Origin of the sequence: Paraburkholderia sartisoli (assembly GCF_900107685.1) — a bacterium.
In the GTDB taxonomy this organism is placed as follows: Bacteria; Pseudomonadota; Gammaproteobacteria; order Burkholderiales; family Burkholderiaceae; genus Paraburkholderia; species Paraburkholderia sartisoli.
Genome location: NZ_FNRQ01000002.1, coordinates 245,945 through 267,981 on the forward strand (window position 1 = coordinate 245,945; position 22,037 = coordinate 267,981).

A 22,037-nucleotide genomic window follows, 5' to 3' on the forward strand; every position below is an offset into this window, starting at 1 on the left:
TCGCATAAAGCGAGGTTGTTACGTCTGGAAACGAGACAATTGTCGGAACCTGCGACATTCCGCGCTAGAATGCCGTGTCTTTAGAGGACGCAGCACATGCTCAACGAACTCGAAACACTTTCACAGAATATTGGCCGGCTGATCGAAATCAGCCAGCGTCATCACGAGGCGCGCCGCGCGCTCGAAGAGCAACTCGCCCAGGCGCGCGCGGAATGCGAGGCCACGCGCGTTGAACTCGAGCAGATCCGCGAAGCGCGCAACGCGCTGCAGGCGGAACGCGACACGCTCTCGTCGAAGATCGACGACGCACAGGTCCGCCTGAACGCCATCCTCGAAAAACTCCCGCGCGCGCGATCGCATGCCGAGCCGGACAACCAGCTCGACCTGCTCGCTCCCCCTCAGAACGATCGCGAGGATCACGAGGAGGAAGCCGGGGAAGCCGGCCGCGAAGTCACCCGCCACGGAGAAAATGCATGACCACGAAGCAGATCGAAGTCTCGATTCTCGGCCAGCCGTATCGTCTCGCCTGTTCGCCGGAAACCGAAGGCGCGCTGCTCGAAGCCGTGGCACGCGTCGATGCCGAAATGTCGAAGATCCGTTCGGGCAGCAACGTGCGCGGCCAGGACCGTATTGCAGTGATGGCCGCGCTGTCGCTGGCATCGGAACTGCTTAAGCTGCAGGCTAGCGTGCGGCACGGAGAATCTTTTCCCGCTGAGGAAATCCGGCGTACAATGCATTCAATGAACGAGCAGCTGGGCGCAGTCATCCAGCAGTACGGCGTGCATTGAAATTGCAGTGCCGGCGCGGTACACATTTTGTAGTCAATGTTTTTAAAGTCCGGTCATGTGACCGCTCTTCGAGTTCGGCGCAATGTACTCATGAGGTCGTGGCGCGTCTGGATTCACCTCGTTTTACCTTCCCTGCCTGGTTTGCCAAGGTCATATATTCCTTGAACCAATGCCATGTGCACGGTTGTGGAAATTTGCAGCACGGGCGTGCGCGTCACTCTGTCTGATGTACCCGAAGTGCGGCTAACTGCGACCAATTCTGAACCCCCGGTTCAGGATGCCGGCCTAGCGGCTATGGCGGGGACCTATTCAACGGCATCGGACACTCGTCCGGTGCCGTTTTCATTTGTGCCCCTGCTTTCCTCTCTCTACTTCAACGTTCATATCGACTCATGCGCTACTGGCTGATGAAGTCCGAACCGGACGAAGCAAGCATCGATCACCTCGCAGAGGCGCCGCATCACACGTTACCGTGGACAGGCGTGCGCAACTATCAGGCGCGCAACTTCATGCGCGACACGATGCAGGTCGGCGACGGGGTGCTCTTCTACCATTCGAGCTGCCCGGAGCCTGGCATTGCGGGCATCGCGGCGGTCGCATCGACGCCCTACCCCGATCCCACGCAGTTCGACAGGAAAAGCCCGTACTACGATCCGAAATCGGATCACGAAACGCCGCGCTGGACGCTCGTCGATGTCGTCTTCAAGCAGAAGATCGCGTTGATTCCGCTCGCGACGCTGCGCGAGCATCCCGAACTCGCGGACATGCGCGTGCTGGCGAAAGGCAACCGGCTGTCGATCACACCCGTCACCGAAGCCGAATGGCGCTTCATCACGAAGCATCTGGCGTGAGCGTGCCCGCACGATTTGTGTAATCGGATATTGCCCGCGGGAACCGTATCGCCTGACAGACGCCTAACAGTTCCGCAAGCGTCGTGCCCGTTCGCGGCATGACGCGGCCGTGAAGGCACTGGATGGCGCACCGGCGCCGAACCCTTCGCGTGCAACCCGCTCAAGAAGGAACTCATCAAAATGACCCGAAAAACCGCACTCGCTGTCGCCTTCGCGCTGGCGTCCGCCACGCCGCTCGCACTCTCGCTCGCGCCCGCCACCGCCCTGGCCCAGACGGTCGTGCAGAATCCGCCGTCGGGCGTGCTGTCGCTGTCCGCACAGGCCAGCGCCGACGTGCCGCAGGATGTCGTCAACATCACGCTCTTCTACGAGCAGGAAGCGGCCGATCCCGGCTCGCTCACCAGCACGCTGAACCAGCGCGCCGATTCGGCGCTGCAAAAGGCGAAAGGCGTCGCGGGCGTGACGGCGCGCACCGGTTCGTTCTCGATCTATCCTTCCACCGATCGTGACGGGCGCATTTCCGCGTGGCGTGGCCGCACGGAGGTGCAGCTCGAATCGCACGACTTCGCCGCTGCATCGAAGCTCGCGGGGCAACTGTCTTCGGTGATGCAGGTCGGCAACGTGTCGTTCTCGCTGTCGCCGGAAGCGCAGCGCGCCGCCGAACAGAAGCTGACCGGCCAGGCGATCGCATCGTTCCGGCAGCAGGCGAAATCGTCGGCTGAAGCGTTCGGCTACAGCAGCTATACGATTCGCGAAGTCAACGTCGGGCGCACCGGCGTGATGCCGCGTCCGATGATGATGATGAGCGCCCGCGCCGATGCGAAGGCCGCCGCGCCGATGCCGCTCGAAGGCGGGACGTCGACCGTGACCGTCAACGTGTCGGGCTCCGTGCAGATGAAGTAACGCGGCGCGCACACCCACCATGTGAAACGCCCCGGCATGCCGGGGCGTTTCCATTTCAAGCTTCAGGGTCAGGCAGAAGCGTGCCGGTCAGTTCGCGCCCACCGCCGGCTGGCGGCGACCGCGGCGGTACGCCCACAGCAGCATGAGCACGCCCGCGATCACCATCGGCAGCGACAGCCACTGCCCCATCGAAAGCCCGAGCGCCAGCAATCCGAGGAAATCGTCCGGCTCGCGCGCGAACTCGACGGTGAAGCGCGCGAGGCCATAACCGATCAGGAACACCGCGGACGCCGCACCCACCGGCCGCGGCTTGCGCGTGAAGAACCACAGCACGAGGAAGAGCGCGACGCCTTCCAGCGCGATCTCGTACAGCTGCGACGGATGACGCGGCAGCATGTGATAGTGCGCGTACACATCGGCGAGATGCCAGCGCGACGTGAGATCCGGATGCGCCGCCATCCAGCCCGCATCTTCGTTGGCCGCGCTGGGAAACAACATGGCCCACGGCGACGTCGGGTCCGTCACGCGCCCCCACAGTTCGCCGTTGATGAAGTTGCCAAGACGCCCGGCGGCGAGCCCCGTCGGCACCATCGGCGCGACGAAGTCGGTCACCTGCAGCCACGTGCGCTTGCGCTGCCACGCGAAGAGCGCCATCGCGAGCGTCACGCCGAGAAAGCCGCCGTGAAACGACATGCCGCCTTCCCAGACCTTGAAGACGTCGAGCGGATGCGCGAAATACCAGCTTGCCTTGTAGAACAGCACGTAGCCGATCCGGCCGCCGAGAATCGTACCGAGCACGCCGTAGAACAGCATGTCGTCGATGTCCTTCGCGGTCCAGCCCTGCGCCGCCACGTGCGGCAGCCGCAACCGCAGGCGGCCGACGACGATGGCCGCAATGAACGCCACGAGGTACATCAGGCCGTACCAGCGCACCGCGAGCGGTCCCAGATGGATGGCAACGGGATCGAGATTGGGGTGAATGAGCATGTGTTTTTATGGGTGGTTCAACTGCGGGTTCTGGATCAGCGCCTGCGCGCACGGGTTGACACCGGCTTCGCCGATGACGTTGACGCGGGCTGCGCCTGTGGTTTCGGTTTCGGCTTCGATTGTGGTTTCGATTTCGGTCCCGTCCGCTCAGACGCCCCGGACGCCGCAAGGTTCGCCACATAGGCGCGCACGATGTCGATAAAGCCCGCGAGCACCGGGCTCACCTCGCCCGTGCGCCAGACGAGGCCGGTCTCGATGGCGGGCACCGATTCGCGCAACGGACGGTAGACGACGCCGGTGCGCCGCAGGTTACGCAGCGATTGCGGCACCAGTGCGACGCCCATGCCAGCCGACACGAGGCTTACGATCGTCTGCATCTGGATGGCTTCCTGGCCGATGCGCGGCGTGAGGCCCGCGACGCCGTAGCAATCCATAATGATGTCATAAAAGCCTGGCGCGAAACGCCTTGGGAAGATCACGAGCGGCACATCGGCGACGTCGCGCAGGCTGACAGGCGTGTCGCGCCAGTCTTCGCCGGAATGTGTGTCGACCCGCGCCGCGACCTCCGACGACATCGCGATCACCAGCGACTCGCGCGCGATCGGCAGCCACGACAGCTGCGCGAGGTGGCGCGGCGGCAGCGGCGCGATCACGAGCCCCGCATCCACGCGGCCCGCGACGAGTTCGTCGATCTGCACGTCGCTCGTCGCTTCGGCGAGTTGCAGGCGCACGCGCGGGTGCCGTGCGCCGAAATCGCGCAGCAGGTGCGGCAACAGGCCGTAATCCGCCGTCGAAACAAACGCGAGCGACAGCACGCCCGCCTCGCCGCGCGCGAGGCCCTGCGCGAGCGGGCGCAGCCCCTCGGCGCTCGCCAGCAGGCGGCGCACCTCCGGCAGCAGGTCGGCGCCCACCTGCGTGAGCTCGACGGACCGTTTGGTGCGCGCGAACAGCTCGACGCCGAGGGTGTCTTCCAGCGCGCGGATGGCCTGCGAGAGCGGCGGCTGCGTCATCGACAGGCGCGCGGCCGCGCGCCCAAAGTGCTTCTCTTCGGCGACGGCGATAAAGTAGCGCAACTGGCGCAGATCCGGGGTGACGGCTTGCATCGACTGATACTTTTTCCGACCTGATCAAGCCCGAATAGTATATTGGACACGTGCCTCGATACACTGCATTCTTGCACGACGTGCTGAAAACCCCCGCCCTGCACCTCCCGGACAGCGGCGTTCCCCAACAACACACAGCACTCCGGGCGCGATTCACGGACAGGACAACACGGAGCTCCCCATGGCGTACAACCGTCGTTCGAAGAACATCACAGAGGGCGTCGCACGCGCGCCAAACCGGTCGATGTATTACGCGCTCGGCTACGAGAAAGCCGATTTCGACAAGCCGATGATCGGCATCGCAAACGGCCACTCGACCATCACGCCGTGCAATTCCGGCCTGCAGCGTCTCGCCGACGCTGCGGTGAAGGCCGTCAGGCTGTCCGACGCGAACCCTCAGATTTTCGGCACGCCGACCATTTCGGACGGCATGTCGATGGGCACCGAGGGCATGAAGTACTCGCTCGTGTCGCGCGAAGTGATCTCGGACTGCATCGAAACCTGCGTGCAGGGCCAGTGGATGGACGGCGTGGTCGTGATCGGCGGCTGCGACAAGAACATGCCGGGCGGCATGATCGCGCTGGCGCGCGTCAACGTGCCGGGCATCTACGTCTACGGCGGCACGATCCGCCCGGGCAACTGGAAGGGCAAGGATCTGACGATCGTGTCGTCGTTCGAGGCCGTCGGCGAATTCACGGCCGGGCGCATGTCGCAGGACGATTTCGAGGGCATCGAAAAGAACGCGTGCCCGTCGTCGGGTTCGTGCGGCGGCATGTACACCGCCAACACGATGAGCTCGTCGTTCGAGGCGCTCGGCATGTCGCTGCTGTATTCGTCGACGATGGCTAACCCCGACGACGAAAAGGTCGGTTCGGCCGCCGAATCCGCACGCGTGCTGGTCGAAGCGGTAAAGAAGGACCTGAAGCCGCGCGACATCATCACGAAGAAATCGATCGAAAACGCCGTGGCCGTGATCATGGCGACCGGCGGTTCGACGAACGCCGTGCTGCACTTCCTCGCGATCGCGCACGCCGCCGAAGTGGAATGGACCATCGACGACTTCGAGCGCATGCGCAAGAAAGTGCCGGTGATCTGCGACCTGAAGCCGTCGGGCCAGTACGTGGCGACGGACCTGCACAAGGCGGGCGGCATTCCGCAGGTCATGAAGATCCTGCTGGACGCGGGTCTGCTGCACGGCGACTGCATGACGATCACGGGCAAGACGATGGCGGAAGAACTGAAGGACGTGCCGTCGAAGCCGCGCGCCGACCAGAAGGTGATCTTTCCGATCGACAAGGCGCTGTACAGGGAAGGCCATCTCGCGATCCTGAAGGGCAACCTCGCACCGGAAGGCGCGGTCGCGAAGATCACCGGGCTGAAGAACCCGGTGATCACGGGCCCGGCGCGCGTGTTCGACGACGAGCAGAGCGCGATGGAAGCCATCCTCGCCGACAGGATCAAGCCGGGCGACGTGCTGGTGCTGCGTTATCTCGGGCCGAAGGGCGGCCCTGGCATGCCGGAAATGCTCGCGCCCACTTCCGCGCTGATCGGCAAGGGCCTCGGCGAATCCGTCGGCCTGATCACGGACGGCCGCTTCTCGGGCGGCACGTGGGGCATGGTGGTCGGCCACGTCGCACCGGAAGCGTTCGCGGGCGGCACGATCGGTCTCGTGCAGGAAGGCGATTCGATCACGATCGATGCGCACCGGCTGCTGCTCGAGCTGAACGTCGGGGCGGCCGAACTGGAGCGCCGCCGCGCGGCATGGCGGCAACCGAAGCCGCGTTACACGCGCGGCGTGCTGGCGAAGTATGCCGCGCTCGCGCTGCCGGCCAACAAGGGCGCGATTACGGGCTGATGCGGGAACGCGAAGGCTGATGCCGCGAGGCCCAGCCGGGAAAGGCTTCACGCAGCACAAAGGGGCACACGACGAGTCGTGTGCCCCTTTGCTTTTATAATGCGTCGACAAGAAGTCAATCTAAAGTCCGGCACACGCACCGGCGGAGACCAGAATGAATCGGAAGTCGTATGCAGCAATGGCGTTTGCGGGCGCACTGGCAGTCGGCGCGACGGCACATGCACAGGAACCGCCTGGCGGCGGCCTCGCCCTCGCGAGGGCGCAGAACTGCATGAGCTGCCACTCGGTGAACCGGCCGCTCATGGGGCCGGCGCTGCACGACGTGGCGACCCGCTACGCGACGCGCAGCAATGCGGTGACCTATCTGTCGCACAAGATCATCGACGGGAGCACGGGCGTCTGGGGGCCGGTGTCGATGCCCGCCAATACGCAGCTTTCACCCGATCAGGCCGTGGCGCTCGCCACCTGGATCCTTTCGCTGAAGTAAGCCAGTTGCGCCTCGCGTCCAGCGGCGTTTTCAATGGCCGCGCAGCAGGTCACGTTCAGGACTGACGTCTGCGCTCTTCTTCCACCGCTTCGCGCACCCAGTTGCTCATCTGCGCTTCGAGCACCGCGCCCACCTCCTTCGCGATCTGGCCGACGAGCCACGTCGCGTGGACCTGCATCGCCGCGCGACAGCGTTCCTCGATCACTTCCTGTCCCGGTCCGCGAAGGTAAGCCGTGAACTTCCCGCGCAGGTGCTCCGCGAGCGCATCGGCGTTGGGGGCGGCTGCGCGGGGTGCTTCGGGCGCTTCGGGCGTATGGAGCGAGGCAGCCGGTTGCGCTGGCACCGCCGAGGCGGCAGCGGCCATCGTGGGCGGGGCGGCAACGGCTTCGGGCGGCGTAACGGGCTCCGCGGCCGGAACAACCGGTGCAGCCGGCGCGGCAGTCACTGCTTCAGGTGCGTGCGCGGGCGCCGGGGCCTTCGGCGTGGGGGCCTCGAATACGTCTTCCAGCACCGGCACGTCCTCGGCCGTATCGACCGGCGCGGCCGGTGCCGGCACGTGATGGCTCCGCGTGGGACTGCCGGTGACGAGCACGTCGGTCAGAAGCGGAATCGCCTCGTCGGGGCTGTCTTTGCTGTCGCTGGAATGGGACACGAATACACTCCGTCGATGGATCGGGCGAGCCGATATGGGTCGAAGCCGGGGCGCCGCGTACCTGCGTCGAACGCAGAACTCAGCCGCCCTGCTTGTAGTTGTTCAGAGGATAGCCGCGATCGCGGTAAAAGCGATAGCGTTCCCGACCGGCCGCCAGTTCATCGGGCGCGTTGCCGACCACTTCGAGCAGCCGTTCGAACCGCGCGAACTGTGCCGGCACGCCGGCACCCAGGTTCAGCAGCACCTGATGGTGCGGCGCATCGTCGAGATCCGTCGTGAGCACGATCGGCGTGGTGGCGGCGAGCGCGCTGCCGGCCATGCAGTGCGGCACGAAATCGAGCGGCGAGAACGTCCACAGCTGTTCGTCGAGGACGCGCAGCCGCGCGGCGTCGGCCAGTACGACCGTCGGCTGGCCCGCCTGATACGCCTTGCGCAGCAGGCGGCACGCGTACTGCAGCGCGTCGCCGACGTTCGAGTGGAAGTCGATCCGCGTCATGCCCCGCTCCGCACTGCCACACGTGTACCCACGCTCGTGCCGCGAAGCGTCATTGCGCCGCGCGGTCGATCAGGAACTGCGCGAGGAGCGGCACTGGACGGCCTGTCGCGCCCTTCGCCGCGCCGCTCTTCCATGCCGTGCCGGCGATGTCGAGGTGGGCCCACGGATAGCCCTCGGTGAAGCGCGACAGGAAGCACGCTGCCGTCACGCTGCCCGCCGGACGGCCGCCGATGTTCGCGATGTCCGCGAAATTCGATTTCAGCTGATCCTGGTACTCGTCGTCGAGCGGCAGACGCCACGCCGGGTCGGATGCTTCCTTCGATGCGTCCAGCAGCTCGCCCGCGAGCGCGTCGTCCTTCGAGAAGAGACCGCTGTTGTGATGGCCGAGCGCGATGATGCAGGCGCCCGTCAGCGTGGCGATATCGATCACGGCTGCCGGCTTGAAGCGCTTCGCGTACGTGAGCGCGTCGCACAGGATGAGGCGGCCCTCGGCGTCCGTGTTCAGCACTTCGATCGTGAGACCCGACATGCTGGTGACGATGTCGCCCGGCTTCGTCGCCGTCGCCGACGGCATGTTTTCAACGGCCGGAATGATGCCGACGACGTTGATCTTCAGGCCCATTTCCGCGACCGCGCGCAACGTGCCGAGCACCGAACCCGCGCCGCACATGTCGTACTTCATTTCGTCCATGCTTTCGCCGGGCTTGAGCGAAATGCCGCCCGTGTCGAACGTCACGCCCTTGCCGACCAGCACGACCGGCGCGGCTTTCGCGGCACCGCCCTGGTACTGCAGCACGATGAACTGGGCCGGCTCGACCGAGCCGCGCGTGACCGACAGGAACGAGCCCATCTTGAGCGCCTCGGCCTGTTTCTCGCCCAGCACCTCGACCTTCAGCTTCCAGTCTTTCGCGAGCTTTTTCGCGGTGTTCGCGAGGTAGCCCGGCGTGCAGACGTTGCCCGGCAGATTGCCGAGGTCGCGCGTGAGGTCCATGCCGTTGGCGAGCGCGGCGCCCTGCTTCGCGGCGAGCTTCGCGGCTTTTTCGTCGACGGTGTCGACGCTGAAGACGATGCGCCTGAGCGCCCGCACGCTGTTATCGGGTTTGCTCTTCATCTGCGTGAAACGGTAGGTCTGTTCGCGCAGCGCGAGGATGGCGGCGCGCACGTTCCAGTCGCTCGTGCGTTCCTGCACCGGCAGTTGCGCGAGCGTGAACGTGACCTGCACGACCTTCGTGGTGAGGAGCGCGCGCCATGCGGCGCGCACGGCGTCGCCGTAGGCTTTCTGCGTGAACACATCCTGTTTGCCGAGACCGACGAGCAGCACGCGGGAAGCGCCGATGCCTGAAACTTCGTGCAGGAACAGCGTGGCGCCGCTCTTGCCGTCCATGTCGCCCGCCTTGATGATGCGGGTGAGGAGACCTTTGGTTGCCACGTCGATTTCGAGAGCGGCACCTGAAAGCGTCTGCGACTCGAACACGCCGATCACGATGCAATCGGATTTTCCGGTCAGGAACCCGTTTGACGAGCCTTTGCTCCAATCACAGGCTTTTATGCTAAAGTCCATCGCGCTTGTCCTCGGATAAAATCTGGGCTTAGGATGAAAGCCGCAATTATCCGCTATTTTTCCTGCGGCGGCTGCAAGGAAGGCGTTACGGCAATCAACCCGGGCGACTTCCCGGGCACGCCCTCTCTTCATCAACAATGATCTTCGAACGCTCCCTCCAGCGCGAACTCGCGTATACGGCTGGTGCCGTGTTCATGGTTCTGCTGACGCTAGTGCTGACGACGATGATGATCCGCATCGTCGGCTTTGCCGCGTCGGGCGAGATCGATCCGCGCGACGTCCTGGTCCTGATCGGTCTCACCGTGATCGGCTACCTGGCGATCATGCTCGTCGCGACGCTTTTCGTGTCGATCCTGTTCGTCCTCACGCGCTGGTACAAAGATTCCGAAATGGTGGTGTGGCACGCGTCGGGCGTGAGCCTCACGCGCCTCATCAAGCCGATCGCCGTGTTTTCGACGCCGATCGTCATTCTCATCATGTTCTTCGTGTTCGTCGGCTGGCCGTGGTCGAACCAGCAGAGCAAGCTGATCCGCGCGCGTTTCCAGCAGCGCGATGAAGTGTCGATGCTGGCGCCGGGCCAGTTCCGCGAATCGCCGGCGAGCCACCGCGTGTTCTTCATCGAGAAGATGTCACCCGACCAGGGCCACGTCGAGAACGTCTTTGTGACGAGCACCGAAAACGGCAAGGTCAGCGTGATCGTGTCGAAGAACGGCCATACCGAAACGCAGAAGAACGGCGACCGCTTTGTCGTGCTGGAAAACGGCCGGCGTTACGACGGCGAGCCGGGTCATCCGGATTTCCGCATCATGGAATTCGAGCGTTACGGCGTGAAGATCCAGAGCCAGCCCGTGGTGAGCACACCCACGACAACCGGCACGCCGACGCTCGACCTGTTGCGCAATCCGACGAACGATAACCTGGCGGAATTCGCGTGGCGCGCCGGGCTGCCGCTGATCGCGATCAACCTGATGTTGCTGGCGATTCCGCTTGCGCACCAGAATCCGCGACGCAGCCGCACGATCAATCTGGTGATGGCGGTGCTGATTTATCTGACGTATTCGAATCTGCTGAACGTGGTGCAATCCTGGATCGAGCAGGGCAAGCTTTCGTTTGGTGTCGGGATCATCGGGCTGCACGTCGTCGTGGCGGCGATTGTCGTCTTCCTGTTCTGGCTGCGCGTGCGCAACCGTCCGCTGTTCACGCGGGCGATGTTCCAACGTCCGTCGCAGGGGGCCTGACCGATGCGTATTTATGAGCGGTATTTCGCACGGCAGATCTACCTCACGTTCATTTTCATTCTGTTCGCGTTTTCGGGTCTGTTCTTCTTTTTCGACCTGATCAACGAACTGAATTCCGTCGGCCACGGCAACTACAAGTTCAGCTATGCCGTGCTGCGCGTCGCGCTGCAGACGCCCTCGCGCTTCTACGAAATCATTCCGGTTGCCGCGTTGATCAGCGCGATCTACGTGTTTGCGCAGATGGCGGCGAATTCCGAGTACACGATTTTCCGGGTATCCGGCCTCGCGACGAATCAGGCGTTGCGCTCGCTGATGAAGATCGGCATTCCGCTGGTGTTTTTGACCTACCTGATCGGCGAAGTCGTCGGCCCGTACACGGATCAGCTGTCGGAGCGCGTGCGCCTGGAGGCGTTGGGCTCCGCGGTGTCGACCAATTTCGAATCGGGCGTATGGGTGAAGGACACGTTGACGGCGCGCGCGGATGGCGAGCAGGTGACGCGTTTTGTGAACGTTGGCGAACTGCGGCCGGACGCGACGATCAGCAACGTGCGCATTTACGAGTTCGATTCGCAGTTTCGTCTGGCCAATGTGCGGATTGCGAAGACGGGCAGATACACGCCGCCGGGGCACTGGGAGCTGACCGACGTCACCGACACGCAGCTGATCGACGTCGTGCCGTCGGGCGCGAAACCCACCGATGCGTTGAACCCTGTGTATCGCGCGAAGCAGGTGACGCTACCTGAGTATTCGTTGCGTTCCGAGCTGACGCCGCAGATTCTTTCGGTGCTGCTGGTTTCGCCCGAGCGGATGTCGATGTTCAATCTTTTCCGCTACATCCAGCATTTGACGGAGAATCACCAGGACACGCAGCGTTACCAGATCGCGTTGTGGCGCAAGCTGCTGTATCCGTTTGCGGTGTTCGTGATGCTGGTGCTGTCGTTGCCGTTTGCGTATCTGCATACGCGTGCGGGCGTGGTGGGGGTGAAGGTATTTGGCGGGATCATGCTTGGGATGAGTTTCCAGCTCGTCAACACGCTTTTTTCGCACATTGGCACGTTGAATACGTGGCCGGCGCCGTTGACGGCGGCGACACCCGGGTTGATTTATCTGGTGCTTGGGTTGGTCGGACTGAAATGGGTTGATCGACACTAGCGCGGTGGTTTTTTGCTGGAATCCGCATGATGGCACTGCACGGTATTGTTCTCTTCGGGCATGGTGCGCGCGACGCGCGGTGGGCTGAGCCTTTTGAACGCCTCATGGCGAAGTTGTCCGCTGCGCGCGGAGATTCTGGGCCTGTTTCGCTGGCTTTTCTTGAGTTGATGTCGCCGGATTTGTCTTCTGCTATTGCTTCGCAGGTTGCTGCAGGGTGTTCGGTAATTACTGTCGTGCCGGTGTTTTTTGGGCAAGGTGGGCATGTCAGGCGGGATTTGCCTCTTCTTGTGGACCGCTGTCGCGGTGAGTTTCCTGATGTTGTTGTTCGCTGTTCCACAGCCGTTGGCGAGGACGATGCTGTCCTCGATGCTGTTGTTGGGTTTTGCCTTCGGCAGGTTTTTTAGGTTTTCTTCGTTTTTCTGTTTTTCTGTTTTTCTTTTGGCCTTTTCCTGGTCGATGCTTTTTTCTTTGGCCTTTCCTTGAATTCATGTCGGTCTATTAGCGTTGCCCCTGTGCGGGGCGGCACCTACTTTTCTTTGTCTTCCAAAGAAAAGTAGGCAAAAGAAAGGCGCTTCGAAAACTCATTTCTTCAAGGCGCATCTTCAGCGGGGAATGGCAACCCGTGAGGTGTCGCCCTCGCGCTTCACGCCACACTGGTCCGCGCACGATCTGATCCCCCGCACAGCACCGCCCGTGACACAGGGCTCATTCATCCCACTCCGCACTGCGTGCGTCGCGGATCGGTCAGGCTCGGCCGCGCGCTGGCGGTAGCTCAACCTGTTAGCAACAATGCTCTCCGGTCTACTCGGTTAAAGCGCTACGCGATTTACCGCGGCAAGGCTTAGGCTGACGCAATGAAAACCGCCTGGCGGCGGTTATACCAAAGGGGAAAGCCCGGTGATGTGGGACAGCGCAATGAAACCGCCTGGTGAGGTTATGCCAGAAGGCGAAGCCTGGGGGTGCGGGAACGGCACGACGAGAACCGCGCTGCGGAGGTTATGCCGGACGGCGACGCACGCAGTGCGGAGTGGGGTGGATGACGGCTTTGTCACGGGCGGTGCTGTGCGGGAGATCAGATCGTGCGCGGACCCGTGTGGCCTGGAGCGCGGGGGCGACATCTCACGGGGTGCCATTCCCCAAAGATGACGCACCTGGAAAAGGTGAGTTTTCGAAGCGCCTTTCTTTTGCCTACTTTTCTTTGGAAGACAAAGAAAAGTAGGTGCCGCCCCGCACAGGGGCGACGCTAATAGACCGACATGAATTCAAGGAACGGTCAAAACAAAAAAACAAAAACCTAAGCCGCATGCAATGCAGAAGAAGAAACAGAAGAAGAATCCAGAACCTCATCGCGCGGCAACAAGCGCCGATCCCCAAAAGCTTCACCGATCATCAAAAGACTAGGCTGCGCCTCATCAAGCCATAGCTGTGCATCCCCGGCAGCCAGCCCTTCAAGCGTCAAAGTCAACGACCGTTCCCGAGCCGTGCTGCAAGCTTCAACAATCGCAACAGGCGTAGATCCGACGCGCCCAGCGTCAATCAACCGTTGGGCAATTTCAGGCGCGCTATCCCGCCCCATGTAGAACACCAGCGAATCCGCCTTCACCTGCTCGCGGATCTCGTCGGTATCCGCAGCCCGGCTATACGTAGCCAGCGCGACACTGCGCGACACCCCACGCAACGTCAACGAACGCTTCAACGTGGATGCCCCGGCAAGCGCCGCCGTAATCCCCGGCACCACCTCGTATTCAATACCCGCCGCCTCGAGCGCCCGCATTTCCTCATCGGCACGCCCAAACAGCATCGGATCCCCACCCTTCAGACGCACCACCACATCGTGCTCCAGCGCCGCATCCACAATCTGCTTGTTGATGAAGTGCTGCGCCGTCGAACGCTGCCCACAACGCTTGCCCACGGCAATCCGGCGCGCCTGCGAAGGCGCGTAATCGAGCATCGACGGCTCAACCAGCGCGTCGTGCAGCACGACATCCGCCATGCCCAGCAAACGGGCACCGCGCACCGTGATAAGGTCCGCTGCGCCCGGCCCCGCACCAATTAGATACACCTTGCCCATTCGCTTCAATCCCAATCGTTCAGTTCGTGCCAGTATGACCGCGCTCAAGCGCGTTCACTCAGGCACTAAACGCACGAATCATGCCGGCCGCGACCGTGTGATGCGTCGCCTCGTCGATCAGCACGAACGCGCCCGTTCCAGGGTGCGAATCGTATGCGTCCGCAACGATCGGCTTTTGCAGCGTCAGCGACACGCGACCAATATCGTTCATGGTCAGGTCATGCCGGTCGGTAGCCTGCGACAACGTATGCACGTCCAGCACTTCCCTGATCGCGCCAATGCGCGCGAACACCGTATTGGTGGTCTGCTTCAGCAGATACTTGCGCTGCGTCGACAGCGGCGTCTCGTCAAACCAGCACAGGTCGGCTTCCACTTTCTTTGCCGGCGCAGGCGCGGCTTCGCGAAGCACGAACGTGTCGCCACGCGATACGTCGACGTCTTCCGCGAGGCGGATCGTTACCGTCTGACCCGCGAACGCGCGGTCAACCTGCGCGGTGCCACCCGGCACCGGCGCGATGATCTCCGCGACCGTCGCCTCACGGTTCGCCGGCAGCACGACAATCGTGTCGCCCAGCTTCACTTCGCCCGCTTCGACGCGACCCATATAGCCGCGGAAATCGTCGGCCTGGCTGCCGTCCTGGCGCGCCACCCATTGCACCGGAAAACGCAGCGCCTGACCTGTCGGAATCTCGACCGGCAACGCCTCCAGCACGTCCAGCAGCGGTTCGCCCGCATACCACGGCATGCGCTCGCTCGCGGTCACGATGTTATCGCCTTTCAGCGCCGAGACCGGCACGAAGCGCACGTCGCTCAAACCCAGTTGGCGTGCCAGTTCGACGTACGCATCGCGAATCTCGTTGAAGCGCGTTTCGCTATAGTCGACGAGATCCATCTTGTTGATCGCGACGATCACGTGCTGCAAGCCCAGCAGCTTCACGATCGCGCTGTGACGCTTGGTCTGCGGCAGCAGTTGCGCCGCGCCATCCACGAACGTGACACGCGTCGCGTCGACGAGAATGATCGCGGCATGCGCGGTCGATGCACCCGTCACCATGTTGCGCGTGTACTGCTCGTGACCCGGCGTATCGGCGATGATGAACTTGCGCTTCGCGGTCGCGAAGTAACGGTACGCGACGTCGATCGTGATGCCCTGCTCGCGCTCGGCTTCAAGGCCGTCGGTCAGGAGCGACAGGTCGATTTCGTCGCCCACGGTGCGCTTGTTCTTCGCGCGCGACAGCGCGGAAAGCTGGTCCGACAGCACAGCCTTGCTGTCGTACAGCAGGCGTCCGATCAGCGTGCTCTTGCCGTCGTCGACACTGCCTGCAGTAATGAAACGCAGCACGCCGAGGTCTTCTGGTTGATGAATACTCATGATTGCATTGCCCTCGTGTGCCTTAGAAATAACCCTGCTTCTTGCGTGTTTCCATCGCGGCTTCGGATGCCTGATCGTCCATCCGCGTGGCACCGCGCTCCGTGATTTCGGTCACGGCCGTCTCGGCGATGATCTTCTCCAGATCGTCGGCGTCGCTTTCCACCGGGCACGTGCAGCTGATGTCGCCCACGGTACGGAAACGCACGAGCGCCGTTTCGCTGGTCTCGCCTTCGCGCATCGGCGTAAGCGGCGTCACCGGCACGAGCAGCCCGTTACGGCGCACGATTTCGCGGTGATGCGCGTAATAGATCGACGGCAGTTCGAGCTTCTCGCGCGCGATGTATTGCCATATGTCGAGCTCGGTCCAGTTCGAGATCGGGAACACGCGCAGATGTTCGCCCTTATGGAGACGCGCGTTGAAGAGGCTCCACAGTTCCGGACGCTGCGCCTTCGGATCCCACTGGCCGAATTCGTCACGGAACGAGAAGATGCGCTCTTTCGCACGGGCCTTTTCCTCGTCGCGACGCGCGCCACCAATCATCGCGGTGTAGCCGTATTGCTCGATCGTTTCGAGCAGCGTCACCGCCTGCGCCGCGTTGCGCGAATCGAGCTCGCGACGCAGGCGCACCGTGCCGCGCCTGATCGAATCCTCGACGTGACCCACCACGAGTTGCGCGCCAATCTCTTTGGCGCGGCGGTCGCGGAAGTCGATCACTTCGTCGTAGTTGTGGCCGGTGTCGATATGCACGAGCGGGAACGGCAGCACCGTCTGGCGGCTGGCGCCGAGGCCGAATGCCTTCAGTGCCAGATGCAGCACGACGACCGAATCCTTGCCGCCCGAAAACAGCAGCGCGGGGTTGCTGCATTCGGCAACCAGTTCGCGCAGGATGTGAATCGACTCGGCTTCGAGCCAGTCGAGGTGATCCATCCGGTTCGCGGTGTTGGCGAGCGGAGCGTTCAGTGCGGGATCGAGCGTCGTGCTCATGGTGTGTCCTTCCTTGGTTCACGTCACAAGTGGTGACTTGCGCGCGGTATTCAATCGTTCAATCGTTCTGTTTTCGGCTTGCCGGGTGCGCTCAGATTGCGGAGCTGGGCGCGCTGATCACGGAAACCGGAATCGTCGTGATGTGCAGGCCGCATTCCTTCGTATCGCGCGACTCCCACCACCAGCGCCCTGCCCGACTGTCTTCACCAGGACGGATCGCGCGCGTGCAGGGTTCGCAGCCGATGCTCGGATAACCGCGCGCATGCAGCGGGTTGACCGGTACGTCGAACGCCTTGAGGTACGCCCACACATCGGCTTCGGTCCAGTCCGCGAGCGGATTGAACTTGGCGATGTCGCGCGCGCCGTCGTGTTCTTCCTCGTGCAGTTCCGCACGCGTCACCGACTGCTCGCGACGCTGGCCCGTCACCCATGCGCTCACGTCCGACAGCGCACGATTGAGCGGCTCGACCTTGCGGATTTCGCAGCAGCGCTTGCGCAGATCGATGCTTTCGTAAAACGCGTTCAGGCCATGCTGCGCGACGTATTCATCGACGGCATCCGTCTGCGGATGAAACTGTTCGATGTCGTAGCCATAGCGCTCTTTCACGCGATCGAGCATGCCCAGCGTTTCGGCATGCAGGCGTCCGGTGTTGAGCGAGAAGATACCGATCTTCACGTTGCGCGAAAGGATCGCGTGCGTGAGCAGCATGTCTTCCGCGGCGAGACTGCTGGCGAGCTTGACGTTCGCATGACGCGCGGCGATCGAATCGAGCAGCGTGTCCAGCCGCTCAATCTTCGCTGCGAGCCCGGGCGTCACTGAAGGCGTGGCGTCGCTCATGCCGATGCCTTCGCCGCAGCAGCCGCGGCTTCGCGGCGACGGAACAGCGGCACCGGATCGTCGAACGCACCCTGATACTGCACGGTGAAATCATCGAACGCCTTGAGCGCGTCGTGGATGTCCTTGTCTTCACGCACCGCGAACGCATCGAATCCGCAGCGGTACATGAGGCGCACCTGGTCGCGCAGCACGTCGCCGATCGCGCGAATCTCACCCTTGTAGCCATGGCGTTCGCGCAGAAGGCGGGCAATGCTGTAGCCGCGGCCGTCGCGGAACACCGGGAAGTCGATCGCGATCAGCGCGAGCCGGTCGAAGTCGGCGGCCACGTCGGCCGGTTCGCTGTCCGGCTCGAGCCATACGGCGATTTCACCCGCGTCACGCGATGCGATCAGTGCATCGCGCGCGGCGGTCCACAATGCGAACGGCACGATCACCTTGCCGGCCGGCAGTGCTTCCACTGCGGGCAAGGTGCCGTCTTCCGCCGCACGCACGACCGTCCAGTCATCGCCAACGATCGCGCGGTTCTTGATAATCGAAGCCATCTGCAGAATCCTTTAAGCCTTTAAGCCTGTGCCGCGGGTTAAGCGTGAGCCGGCTGGCGCGATGCGTACACGCGTTCCTTGAACGGCGTGATGCCGATGCGGCCGTACGTGTCGATGAAACGTTCGCCGTCGATGCGGTTTTCCACGAACGTGTCGATCACCTTCGACACCACGTCCGGCATTTCCTCCGCCGAGAACGACGGGCCGATCACGCGGCCGAGATGCGCGCCGGTGGCGCCCGTGCTCTGCTCGCCGCCGAGCGTCACCTGGTACCACTCCGCGCCGTCCTTGTCGACGCCAAGCACGCCGATGTTGCCGACGTGATGGTGACCGCACGCGTTGATACAACCCGAGATGTTCAGCGACACGTCGCCGAGATCGTAGACAAAATCGAGGTCGTTGAAGCGCTCCTGGATCGCCATCGCGATCGGAATCGACTTCGCGTTCGCGAGCGAGCAGAAATCGCCGCCCGGGCACGCGATGATGTCGGTCAGCAAGCCGATGTTCGGCGTGGCGAACCCCTGTGCCTTAGCCAGTTCCCACAATTCGAACAGGTCGTGCTTCTTCACGTTCGCCAGAATCAGGTTCTGCTCGTGCGACACGCGAATCTCGCCGAACGAGTACTGGTCGGCCCAGTCGGCGACGGCTTCCATCTGCGCATCCGTGGCGTCGCCCGGTGCGATCGTGGCCGGCTTCAGCGAAAGCGTGACCGACGCATAACCCGCCACCTTGTGCGGACGCACGTTGCGCTCGACCCAGCGCGCGAACGCGCGGTTTTCGAGCAGATGGTTTTCGAACGCGGTGTCGGTGTCCGCCAGCTTTTCATAAACCGGCGGCACGAAGTATTGCGACACGCGATCGAGTTCGGCTTGCGTGAGCGTCGAAGGACCGTCCTTCAGGTGTTGCCATTCTTCCTCGACCTGCTTCGAGAACTTCTCCGGGCTCAGGGCCTTCACGAGAATCTTGATGCGCGCCTTGTACATGTTGTCGCGACGGCCGTAGCGGTTATACACGCGCAGAACAGCTTCGCAGTAAGTCAGCAGGTGCTGCCACGGCAGGTCTTCGCGGATAATCGCGCCGACGATCGGCGTGCGCCCCAGGCCACCACCGGCCAGGATGCTCGCGACCACTTCGCCCTGCTCGTTTTTCTTCAGGTAGACACCGAGGTCATGCACCTGCACGGCGGCGCGATCTTCCTTCGAACCCGAGACGGCGATCTTGAACTTGCGCGGCAGCCACGCGAATTCCGGGTGGAACGTCGACCACTGGCGCAGGATTTCAGCCCACGGACGCGGATCGATGATCTCGTCCGGTGCGACACCGGCGAACTGGTCCGCGGTGATGTTGCGGATACAGTTACCCGAGGTCTGGATGGCGTGCATCTGGACAGACGCGAGTTTCGCGAGAATTTCCGGCGTGTCCTCGAGCTTGATCCAGTTGTACTGGATGTTCGAGCGCGTCGAAAAGTGGCCGTAGCCGCGGTCGTGCTCGCGCGCGATACGCGCCAGCATGCGCAGCTGGTCGCTGCGCAGATTGCCGTAAGGAATCGCGATGCGGTGCATGTAGGCGTGGCGCTGCATGTAGAGACCGTTCTGCAGACGCAGGGGACGGAACTCTTCTTCGCTCAATTCGCCCGACAGCCGGCGACGAACCTGGTCGGCGTATTGCGCGACGCGTTCGTCAACGATGGTCTGGTCGTACTGATCGTATTGGTACATTCGGGGACCCCATTTTTTCGTAACCGCACGGCGTTCCGGTGGCCGGCACACCGTCGATCCGGTTGCGCCACGCCCTGTCTACCCGTCTCTGTCAGCGCCAGCAGAAGAAGGTTTTAGACGCATCCTTCATTTGCTTATGACAAATACAGATATCCATATTGGAAAAGTTGGAGAAATCGTAATAAACTCCCCTTATATTTCAAACGACTTAAAAATTGTTTTCATATGCTAAGAGGTTATAAATGAACCTGCACCAGTTTCGCTTCGTGCGCGAGGCGGTCCGGCAGAACTTCAACCTCACGGAAGCCGCCAAGGCGCTGTTTACAAGCCAGCCAGGCGTCTCGAAGGCAATCATCGAGCTCGAAGACGAGCTGGGCGTCGAAATCTTCACACGGCACGGCAAACGCGTGCGTTCGCTGACCGAGCCGGGCCGGATCATTCTTCAGTCGGTTGAGAAGATCCTGCAGGAAGTGGAAAGCCTGAAGCGGGTCGGTAAAGATTACGCGGCGCAGGATCAGGGCAATCTCGTCATCGCCGCGACGCACACGCAGGCGCGCTACTCGCTGCCGGCCGCCATCGCCGAATTCAAGAAGCGCTTTCCCAAGGTTCACCTTTCGATTCTGCAAGGCAGCCCGACGCAGGTGGCCGAAATGGTCATCCACGACCAGGCGGACCTCGCGATCGCCACCGAGGCGATCTCCACCTATAAGGAACTGGTCTCGCTGCCGTGCTTTTCGTGGCATCACATCGCCGTCATGCAGCCGGATCATCCGTTGCTGGAGCGCAAGCAGCTTTCCCTCGACGACCTGACCCAGTTTCCGCTGATTACCTATGACAACGCGTTCGCGGGACGCACGAAGATCAACGAGGCGTTCCGTCTGCGCGGCCTGCATCCGGACATCGTGCTCGAGGCGATCGACGCCGACGTGATCAAGACCTACGTCGAGCTGGGCCTTGGCGTCGGCATCATGGCGGATATCGCATTCAACGCGGAGCGCGACCGCCATCTGCGTGCGATGCCGGTCGGCCATCTGTTCGGCAGCAACGTGACGCGCGTGGCGCTCAAGCACGGCGCGTATCTGCGCAGCTATGTGTATACGCTGGTCGAGCTGCTCTCGCCGAGCCTGAACCGCCGGCTGATCGAGCAGGCGCTCAAGGGCGAGCACGAATCCTACGAGCTTTGAAGCATCCTCTGTCCGGTTTTATAACAATCGCTGTTTCGATTCCGCCATGGAGACCCAACCGATGAGCCTCACGTCGTACAAAAAGAACCTGCGCCGCGCCGCCGCTGTCGCGGCGCTCGTGGTCAGCACGGTCGCCCACGCCGACATCAAGGTTGGCATCGATCTGTCCAGCACGGGCCCCGCCGCCGCCATCGGCATCACCAGCAAGAACGCGATGCTGATGTGGCCGAAGACGATCGCCGGCCAGAAAGCCGAATACATCATCCTCGACGACGGCTCCGATCCGGGCGCCGCGGTGCGCAACATCCGCAAGCTCATCAGCGAAGACCATGTCGACGTGATCGTCGGCCCGAACGTGACGCCGGCGGCGCTGGCGGCGCTCGACCCGGTCGCGGAAAGCCAGACGCCGATGATCACGCTGATCGGTTCGGCAAGCGTGGTCGAGCCGCAGGAAGGCAAGCGCGTGTGGGCGTTCAAGATGGCGCAGACCGACAGCGCGATGGCCGACGTGATGACGCGCTACATGTCGAATCACAACGTGAGGACGGTGGGCTTCATCGGCTTCGCGGACAGTTATGGCGACAGCTGGCTCAACGAGTTCACGAAGTTCGCGACGCTGCGGCACATTCAGGTGGTGGAGACGGAGCGCTTCAACCGGACGGATGCGAGCGTCACGGGCCAGGTGCTGAAGCTGATGGCGGCGAAGCCCGATGCGATTCTCGTCGCGGGCGCGGGCACACCGAGCGTGCTGCCGCAGCGCACACTCGTCGAACGCGGCTTCAAGGGGCCGATCTACCAGACGCACGGCATCGCCACGCCGGAATTCATCAAGCTCGGCGGCAAGGACGTCGAGGGCACGCTGTTCCCGACGCAGCCGGTCGTCGTCGCGCGCACGCTGCCGGCGGATCATCCCGCGAAAAAGGCCGCGATGGCGTTCGTCACCGCGTATGAAGCGCAATACGGTCCGAACAGCGTCACGCAGTTCGCGGGCGACGCGGCGGGCGTCTATCCGCGTCTCGTCGACGCGGTGACGCGCGCGCTGAAAACGGCGCAGCCAGGCACGCCGGCGTTTCGCGCCGCGTTGCGCAGCGAACTCGAACACGCGCATGAACTCGTCGTGCCAAACGGCGTGGTCAACACGAGCGCGAAGGACCACGTGGGCCTCGATCAGCGCGCGAGCGTGATGGGCATCATCAGGAATGGCAGGTTTACGTATCTGAGCCAGTAAGGGCCGATGGCGGGCGGTGCGCGCTT

22 protein-coding genes and 1 other RNA gene are annotated in these 22,037 nt (G+C 62.9%); 12 read left to right on the forward strand and 11 right to left on the reverse strand.

Annotated elements, in window-relative coordinates:
• Positions 1-96: 96 nt before the first annotated feature.
• From BLV45_RS08280 to BLV45_RS08300, 5 genes are all read left to right on the forward strand, one after another.
• Entirely contained in the window at positions 97-477 is a 381-nt protein-coding gene (locus BLV45_RS08280; protein ID WP_090531682.1) for an ATPase, read from the forward strand.
• Positions 474-788 (forward strand): cell division protein ZapA, encoded by a 315-nt coding sequence (locus BLV45_RS08285; protein ID WP_090531685.1) that lies wholly within the window; start codon positions 474-476, stop codon positions 786-788. Before BLV45_RS08280 ends, BLV45_RS08285 begins: the two co-directional genes overlap by 4 nt.
• A gap of 126 nt (positions 789-914) precedes the next feature.
• Positions 915-1,096: non-coding RNA, 6S RNA (ssrS, locus tag BLV45_RS28310), on the forward strand.
• 84 nt (positions 1,097-1,180) lie between these two features.
• The gene (locus BLV45_RS08295; protein ID WP_090531689.1) at positions 1,181-1,639 is read left to right on the forward strand and encodes an EVE domain-containing protein; all 459 of its coding nucleotides are present in this window, start codon (positions 1,181-1,183) and stop codon (positions 1,637-1,639) included.
• Between the two features lie 180 nt (positions 1,640-1,819).
• Complete coding sequence (locus BLV45_RS08300; RefSeq protein ID WP_090531691.1) at positions 1,820-2,542, forward strand: SIMPL domain-containing protein; 723 nt, start codon at positions 1,820-1,822, stop codon at positions 2,540-2,542.
• Between the two features lie 87 nt (positions 2,543-2,629).
• On the opposite strand, the gene lgt is transcribed toward BLV45_RS08300, so the two are convergent.
• Positions 2,630-3,529 carry a prolipoprotein diacylglyceryl transferase gene (gene lgt, locus BLV45_RS08305; protein ID WP_090531693.1) on the reverse strand — a complete coding sequence of 300 codons (900 nt, stop codon included), beginning with the start codon at positions 3,527-3,529 and terminating at the stop codon, positions 2,630-2,632.
• 35 nt (positions 3,530-3,564) lie between these two features.
• Positions 3,565-4,632: a LysR family transcriptional regulator gene (locus tag BLV45_RS08310; protein ID WP_090531695.1), complete on the reverse strand. Its 1,068-nt coding sequence runs from the start codon at positions 4,630-4,632 to the stop codon at positions 3,565-3,567.
• A 181-nt stretch (positions 4,633-4,813) separates the two neighbouring features.
• On the opposite strand from BLV45_RS08310, the gene ilvD reads away from it, so the two are divergent.
• Together ilvD and BLV45_RS08320 are read left to right on the forward strand one after the other, a co-directional pair.
• The gene (gene ilvD, locus BLV45_RS08315; RefSeq protein WP_090531698.1) at positions 4,814-6,487 is read left to right on the forward strand and encodes a dihydroxy-acid dehydratase; all 1,674 of its coding nucleotides are present in this window, start codon (positions 4,814-4,816) and stop codon (positions 6,485-6,487) included.
• Between the two features lie 154 nt (positions 6,488-6,641).
• Positions 6,642-6,974 (forward strand): c-type cytochrome, encoded by a 333-nt coding sequence (locus BLV45_RS08320; RefSeq protein ID WP_090531701.1) that lies wholly within the window; start codon positions 6,642-6,644, stop codon positions 6,972-6,974.
• A gap of 55 nt (positions 6,975-7,029) precedes the next feature.
• Here the strand turns inward: BLV45_RS08320 and BLV45_RS08325 are convergent, their stop codons facing one another.
• The 3 genes from BLV45_RS08325 to BLV45_RS08335 all read right to left on the reverse strand — a co-directional run bounded on the left by BLV45_RS08325 (position 7,030) and on the right by BLV45_RS08335 (position 9,683).
• On the reverse strand, positions 7,030-7,626 hold the full coding sequence (locus BLV45_RS08325) for a DUF2486 family protein (protein ID WP_090531704.1): 597 nt from the start codon (positions 7,624-7,626) through the stop codon (positions 7,030-7,032).
• 79 nt (positions 7,627-7,705) lie between these two features.
• Entirely contained in the window at positions 7,706-8,122 is a 417-nt protein-coding gene (locus BLV45_RS08330) for a DNA polymerase III subunit chi (protein ID WP_090531706.1), read from the reverse strand.
• A gap of 49 nt (positions 8,123-8,171) precedes the next feature.
• A complete protein-coding gene (locus BLV45_RS08335) occupies positions 8,172-9,683 on the reverse strand; it encodes a leucyl aminopeptidase (RefSeq protein WP_090531708.1) in 1,512 nt (503 codons plus the stop codon).
• Positions 9,684-9,820: 137 nt separating this feature from the next.
• Here BLV45_RS08335 and lptF point away from each other — a divergent pair, with 137 nt between their 5' ends.
• The 3 genes from lptF to BLV45_RS08350 are packed head-to-tail and all read left to right on the forward strand — an operon-like array spanning position 9,821 to position 12,477.
• Positions 9,821-10,921 carry an LPS export ABC transporter permease LptF gene (lptF, locus tag BLV45_RS08340; protein ID WP_090531710.1) on the forward strand — a complete coding sequence of 367 codons (1,101 nt, stop codon included), beginning with the start codon at positions 9,821-9,823 and terminating at the stop codon, positions 10,919-10,921.
• Positions 10,922-10,924: 3 nt separating this feature from the next.
• On the forward strand, positions 10,925-12,073 hold the full coding sequence (lptG, locus tag BLV45_RS08345; RefSeq protein ID WP_090531712.1) for an LPS export ABC transporter permease LptG: 1,149 nt from the start codon (positions 10,925-10,927) through the stop codon (positions 12,071-12,073).
• 29 nt (positions 12,074-12,102) lie between these two features.
• Complete coding sequence (locus tag BLV45_RS08350; RefSeq protein WP_090532809.1) at positions 12,103-12,477, forward strand: sirohydrochlorin chelatase; 375 nt, start codon at positions 12,103-12,105, stop codon at positions 12,475-12,477.
• An 890-nt stretch (positions 12,478-13,367) separates the two neighbouring features.
• On the opposite strand, the gene cobA is transcribed toward BLV45_RS08350, so the two are convergent.
• The 6 genes from cobA to BLV45_RS08380 all read right to left on the reverse strand — a co-directional run bounded on the left by cobA (position 13,368) and on the right by BLV45_RS08380 (position 19,599).
• A complete protein-coding gene (gene cobA, locus BLV45_RS08355; RefSeq protein ID WP_090531714.1) occupies positions 13,368-14,144 on the reverse strand; it encodes a uroporphyrinogen-III C-methyltransferase in 777 nt (258 codons plus the stop codon).
• 58 nt (positions 14,145-14,202) lie between these two features.
• On the reverse strand, positions 14,203-15,516 hold the full coding sequence (locus tag BLV45_RS08360) for a sulfate adenylyltransferase subunit 1 (RefSeq protein WP_090531716.1): 1,314 nt from the start codon (positions 15,514-15,516) through the stop codon (positions 14,203-14,205).
• Positions 15,517-15,538: 22 nt separating this feature from the next.
• Complete coding sequence (cysD, locus tag BLV45_RS08365; RefSeq protein WP_090531718.1) at positions 15,539-16,501, reverse strand: sulfate adenylyltransferase subunit CysD; 963 nt, start codon at positions 16,499-16,501, stop codon at positions 15,539-15,541.
• A gap of 91 nt (positions 16,502-16,592) precedes the next feature.
• Positions 16,593-17,339, reverse strand: a complete 747-nt coding sequence (locus BLV45_RS08370; protein ID WP_090531720.1) for a phosphoadenylyl-sulfate reductase — start codon at positions 17,337-17,339, stop codon at positions 16,593-16,595.
• On the reverse strand, positions 17,336-17,881 hold the full coding sequence (locus BLV45_RS08375; RefSeq protein WP_090531723.1) for a DUF934 domain-containing protein: 546 nt from the start codon (positions 17,879-17,881) through the stop codon (positions 17,336-17,338). Before BLV45_RS08375 ends, BLV45_RS08370 begins: the two co-directional genes overlap by 4 nt.
• A gap of 38 nt (positions 17,882-17,919) precedes the next feature.
• A complete protein-coding gene (locus BLV45_RS08380; protein WP_090531724.1) occupies positions 17,920-19,599 on the reverse strand; it encodes a nitrite/sulfite reductase in 1,680 nt (559 codons plus the stop codon).
• 242 nt (positions 19,600-19,841) lie between these two features.
• Here BLV45_RS08380 and BLV45_RS08385 point away from each other — a divergent pair, with 242 nt between their 5' ends.
• Both BLV45_RS08385 and BLV45_RS08390 read left to right on the forward strand, forming a co-directional pair.
• Positions 19,842-20,783, forward strand: a complete 942-nt coding sequence (locus tag BLV45_RS08385; protein WP_090531725.1) for a CysB family HTH-type transcriptional regulator — start codon at positions 19,842-19,844, stop codon at positions 20,781-20,783.
• 61 nt (positions 20,784-20,844) lie between these two features.
• Entirely contained in the window at positions 20,845-22,011 is a 1,167-nt protein-coding gene (locus BLV45_RS08390; protein WP_090531727.1) for an ABC transporter substrate-binding protein, read from the forward strand.
• The last annotated feature ends 26 nt before the right edge of the window (positions 22,012-22,037 follow it).

Excerpts from the sequence above, each read along its gene's own strand:
- BLV45_RS08280 (WP_090531682.1), top strand. The coding sequence starts at position 97 with ATGCTCAACGAACTCGAAACACTTTCACAGAATATTGGCCGGCTGATC.
- BLV45_RS08285 (WP_090531685.1), top strand. The coding sequence starts at position 474 with ATGACCACGAAGCAGATCGAAGTCTCGATTCTCGGCCAGCCGTATCGT.
- BLV45_RS08295 (WP_090531689.1), top strand. The coding sequence starts at position 1,181 with ATGCGCTACTGGCTGATGAAGTCCGAACCGGACGAAGCAAGCATCGAT.
- BLV45_RS08300 (WP_090531691.1), top strand. The coding sequence starts at position 1,820 with ATGACCCGAAAAACCGCACTCGCTGTCGCCTTCGCGCTGGCGTCCGCC.
- lgt (WP_090531693.1), bottom strand. The coding sequence starts at position 3,529 with ATGCTCATTCACCCCAATCTCGATCCCGTTGCCATCCATCTGGGACCG.
- BLV45_RS08310 (WP_090531695.1), bottom strand. The coding sequence starts at position 4,632 with ATGCAAGCCGTCACCCCGGATCTGCGCCAGTTGCGCTACTTTATCGCC.
- ilvD (WP_090531698.1), top strand. The coding sequence starts at position 4,814 with ATGGCGTACAACCGTCGTTCGAAGAACATCACAGAGGGCGTCGCACGC.
- BLV45_RS08320 (WP_090531701.1), top strand. The coding sequence starts at position 6,642 with ATGAATCGGAAGTCGTATGCAGCAATGGCGTTTGCGGGCGCACTGGCA.
- BLV45_RS08330 (WP_090531706.1), bottom strand. The coding sequence starts at position 8,122 with ATGACGCGGATCGACTTCCACTCGAACGTCGGCGACGCGCTGCAGTAC.
- BLV45_RS08335 (WP_090531708.1), bottom strand. The coding sequence starts at position 9,683 with ATGGACTTTAGCATAAAAGCCTGTGATTGGAGCAAAGGCTCGTCAAAC.
- lptF (WP_090531710.1), top strand. The coding sequence starts at position 9,821 with ATGATCTTCGAACGCTCCCTCCAGCGCGAACTCGCGTATACGGCTGGT.
- lptG (WP_090531712.1), top strand. The coding sequence starts at position 10,925 with ATGCGTATTTATGAGCGGTATTTCGCACGGCAGATCTACCTCACGTTC.
- BLV45_RS08350 (WP_090532809.1), top strand. The coding sequence starts at position 12,103 with ATGGCACTGCACGGTATTGTTCTCTTCGGGCATGGTGCGCGCGACGCG.
- cobA (WP_090531714.1), bottom strand. The coding sequence starts at position 14,144 with ATGGGCAAGGTGTATCTAATTGGTGCGGGGCCGGGCGCAGCGGACCTT.
- BLV45_RS08360 (WP_090531716.1), bottom strand. The coding sequence starts at position 15,516 with ATGAGTATTCATCAACCAGAAGACCTCGGCGTGCTGCGTTTCATTACT.
- cysD (WP_090531718.1), bottom strand. The coding sequence starts at position 16,501 with ATGAGCACGACGCTCGATCCCGCACTGAACGCTCCGCTCGCCAACACC.
- BLV45_RS08370 (WP_090531720.1), bottom strand. The coding sequence starts at position 17,339 with ATGAGCGACGCCACGCCTTCAGTGACGCCCGGGCTCGCAGCGAAGATT.
- BLV45_RS08375 (WP_090531723.1), bottom strand. The coding sequence starts at position 17,881 with ATGGCTTCGATTATCAAGAACCGCGCGATCGTTGGCGATGACTGGACG.
- BLV45_RS08380 (WP_090531724.1), bottom strand. The coding sequence starts at position 19,599 with ATGTACCAATACGATCAGTACGACCAGACCATCGTTGACGAACGCGTC.
- BLV45_RS08385 (WP_090531725.1), top strand. The coding sequence starts at position 19,842 with ATGAACCTGCACCAGTTTCGCTTCGTGCGCGAGGCGGTCCGGCAGAAC.
- BLV45_RS08390 (WP_090531727.1), top strand. The coding sequence starts at position 20,845 with ATGAGCCTCACGTCGTACAAAAAGAACCTGCGCCGCGCCGCCGCTGTC.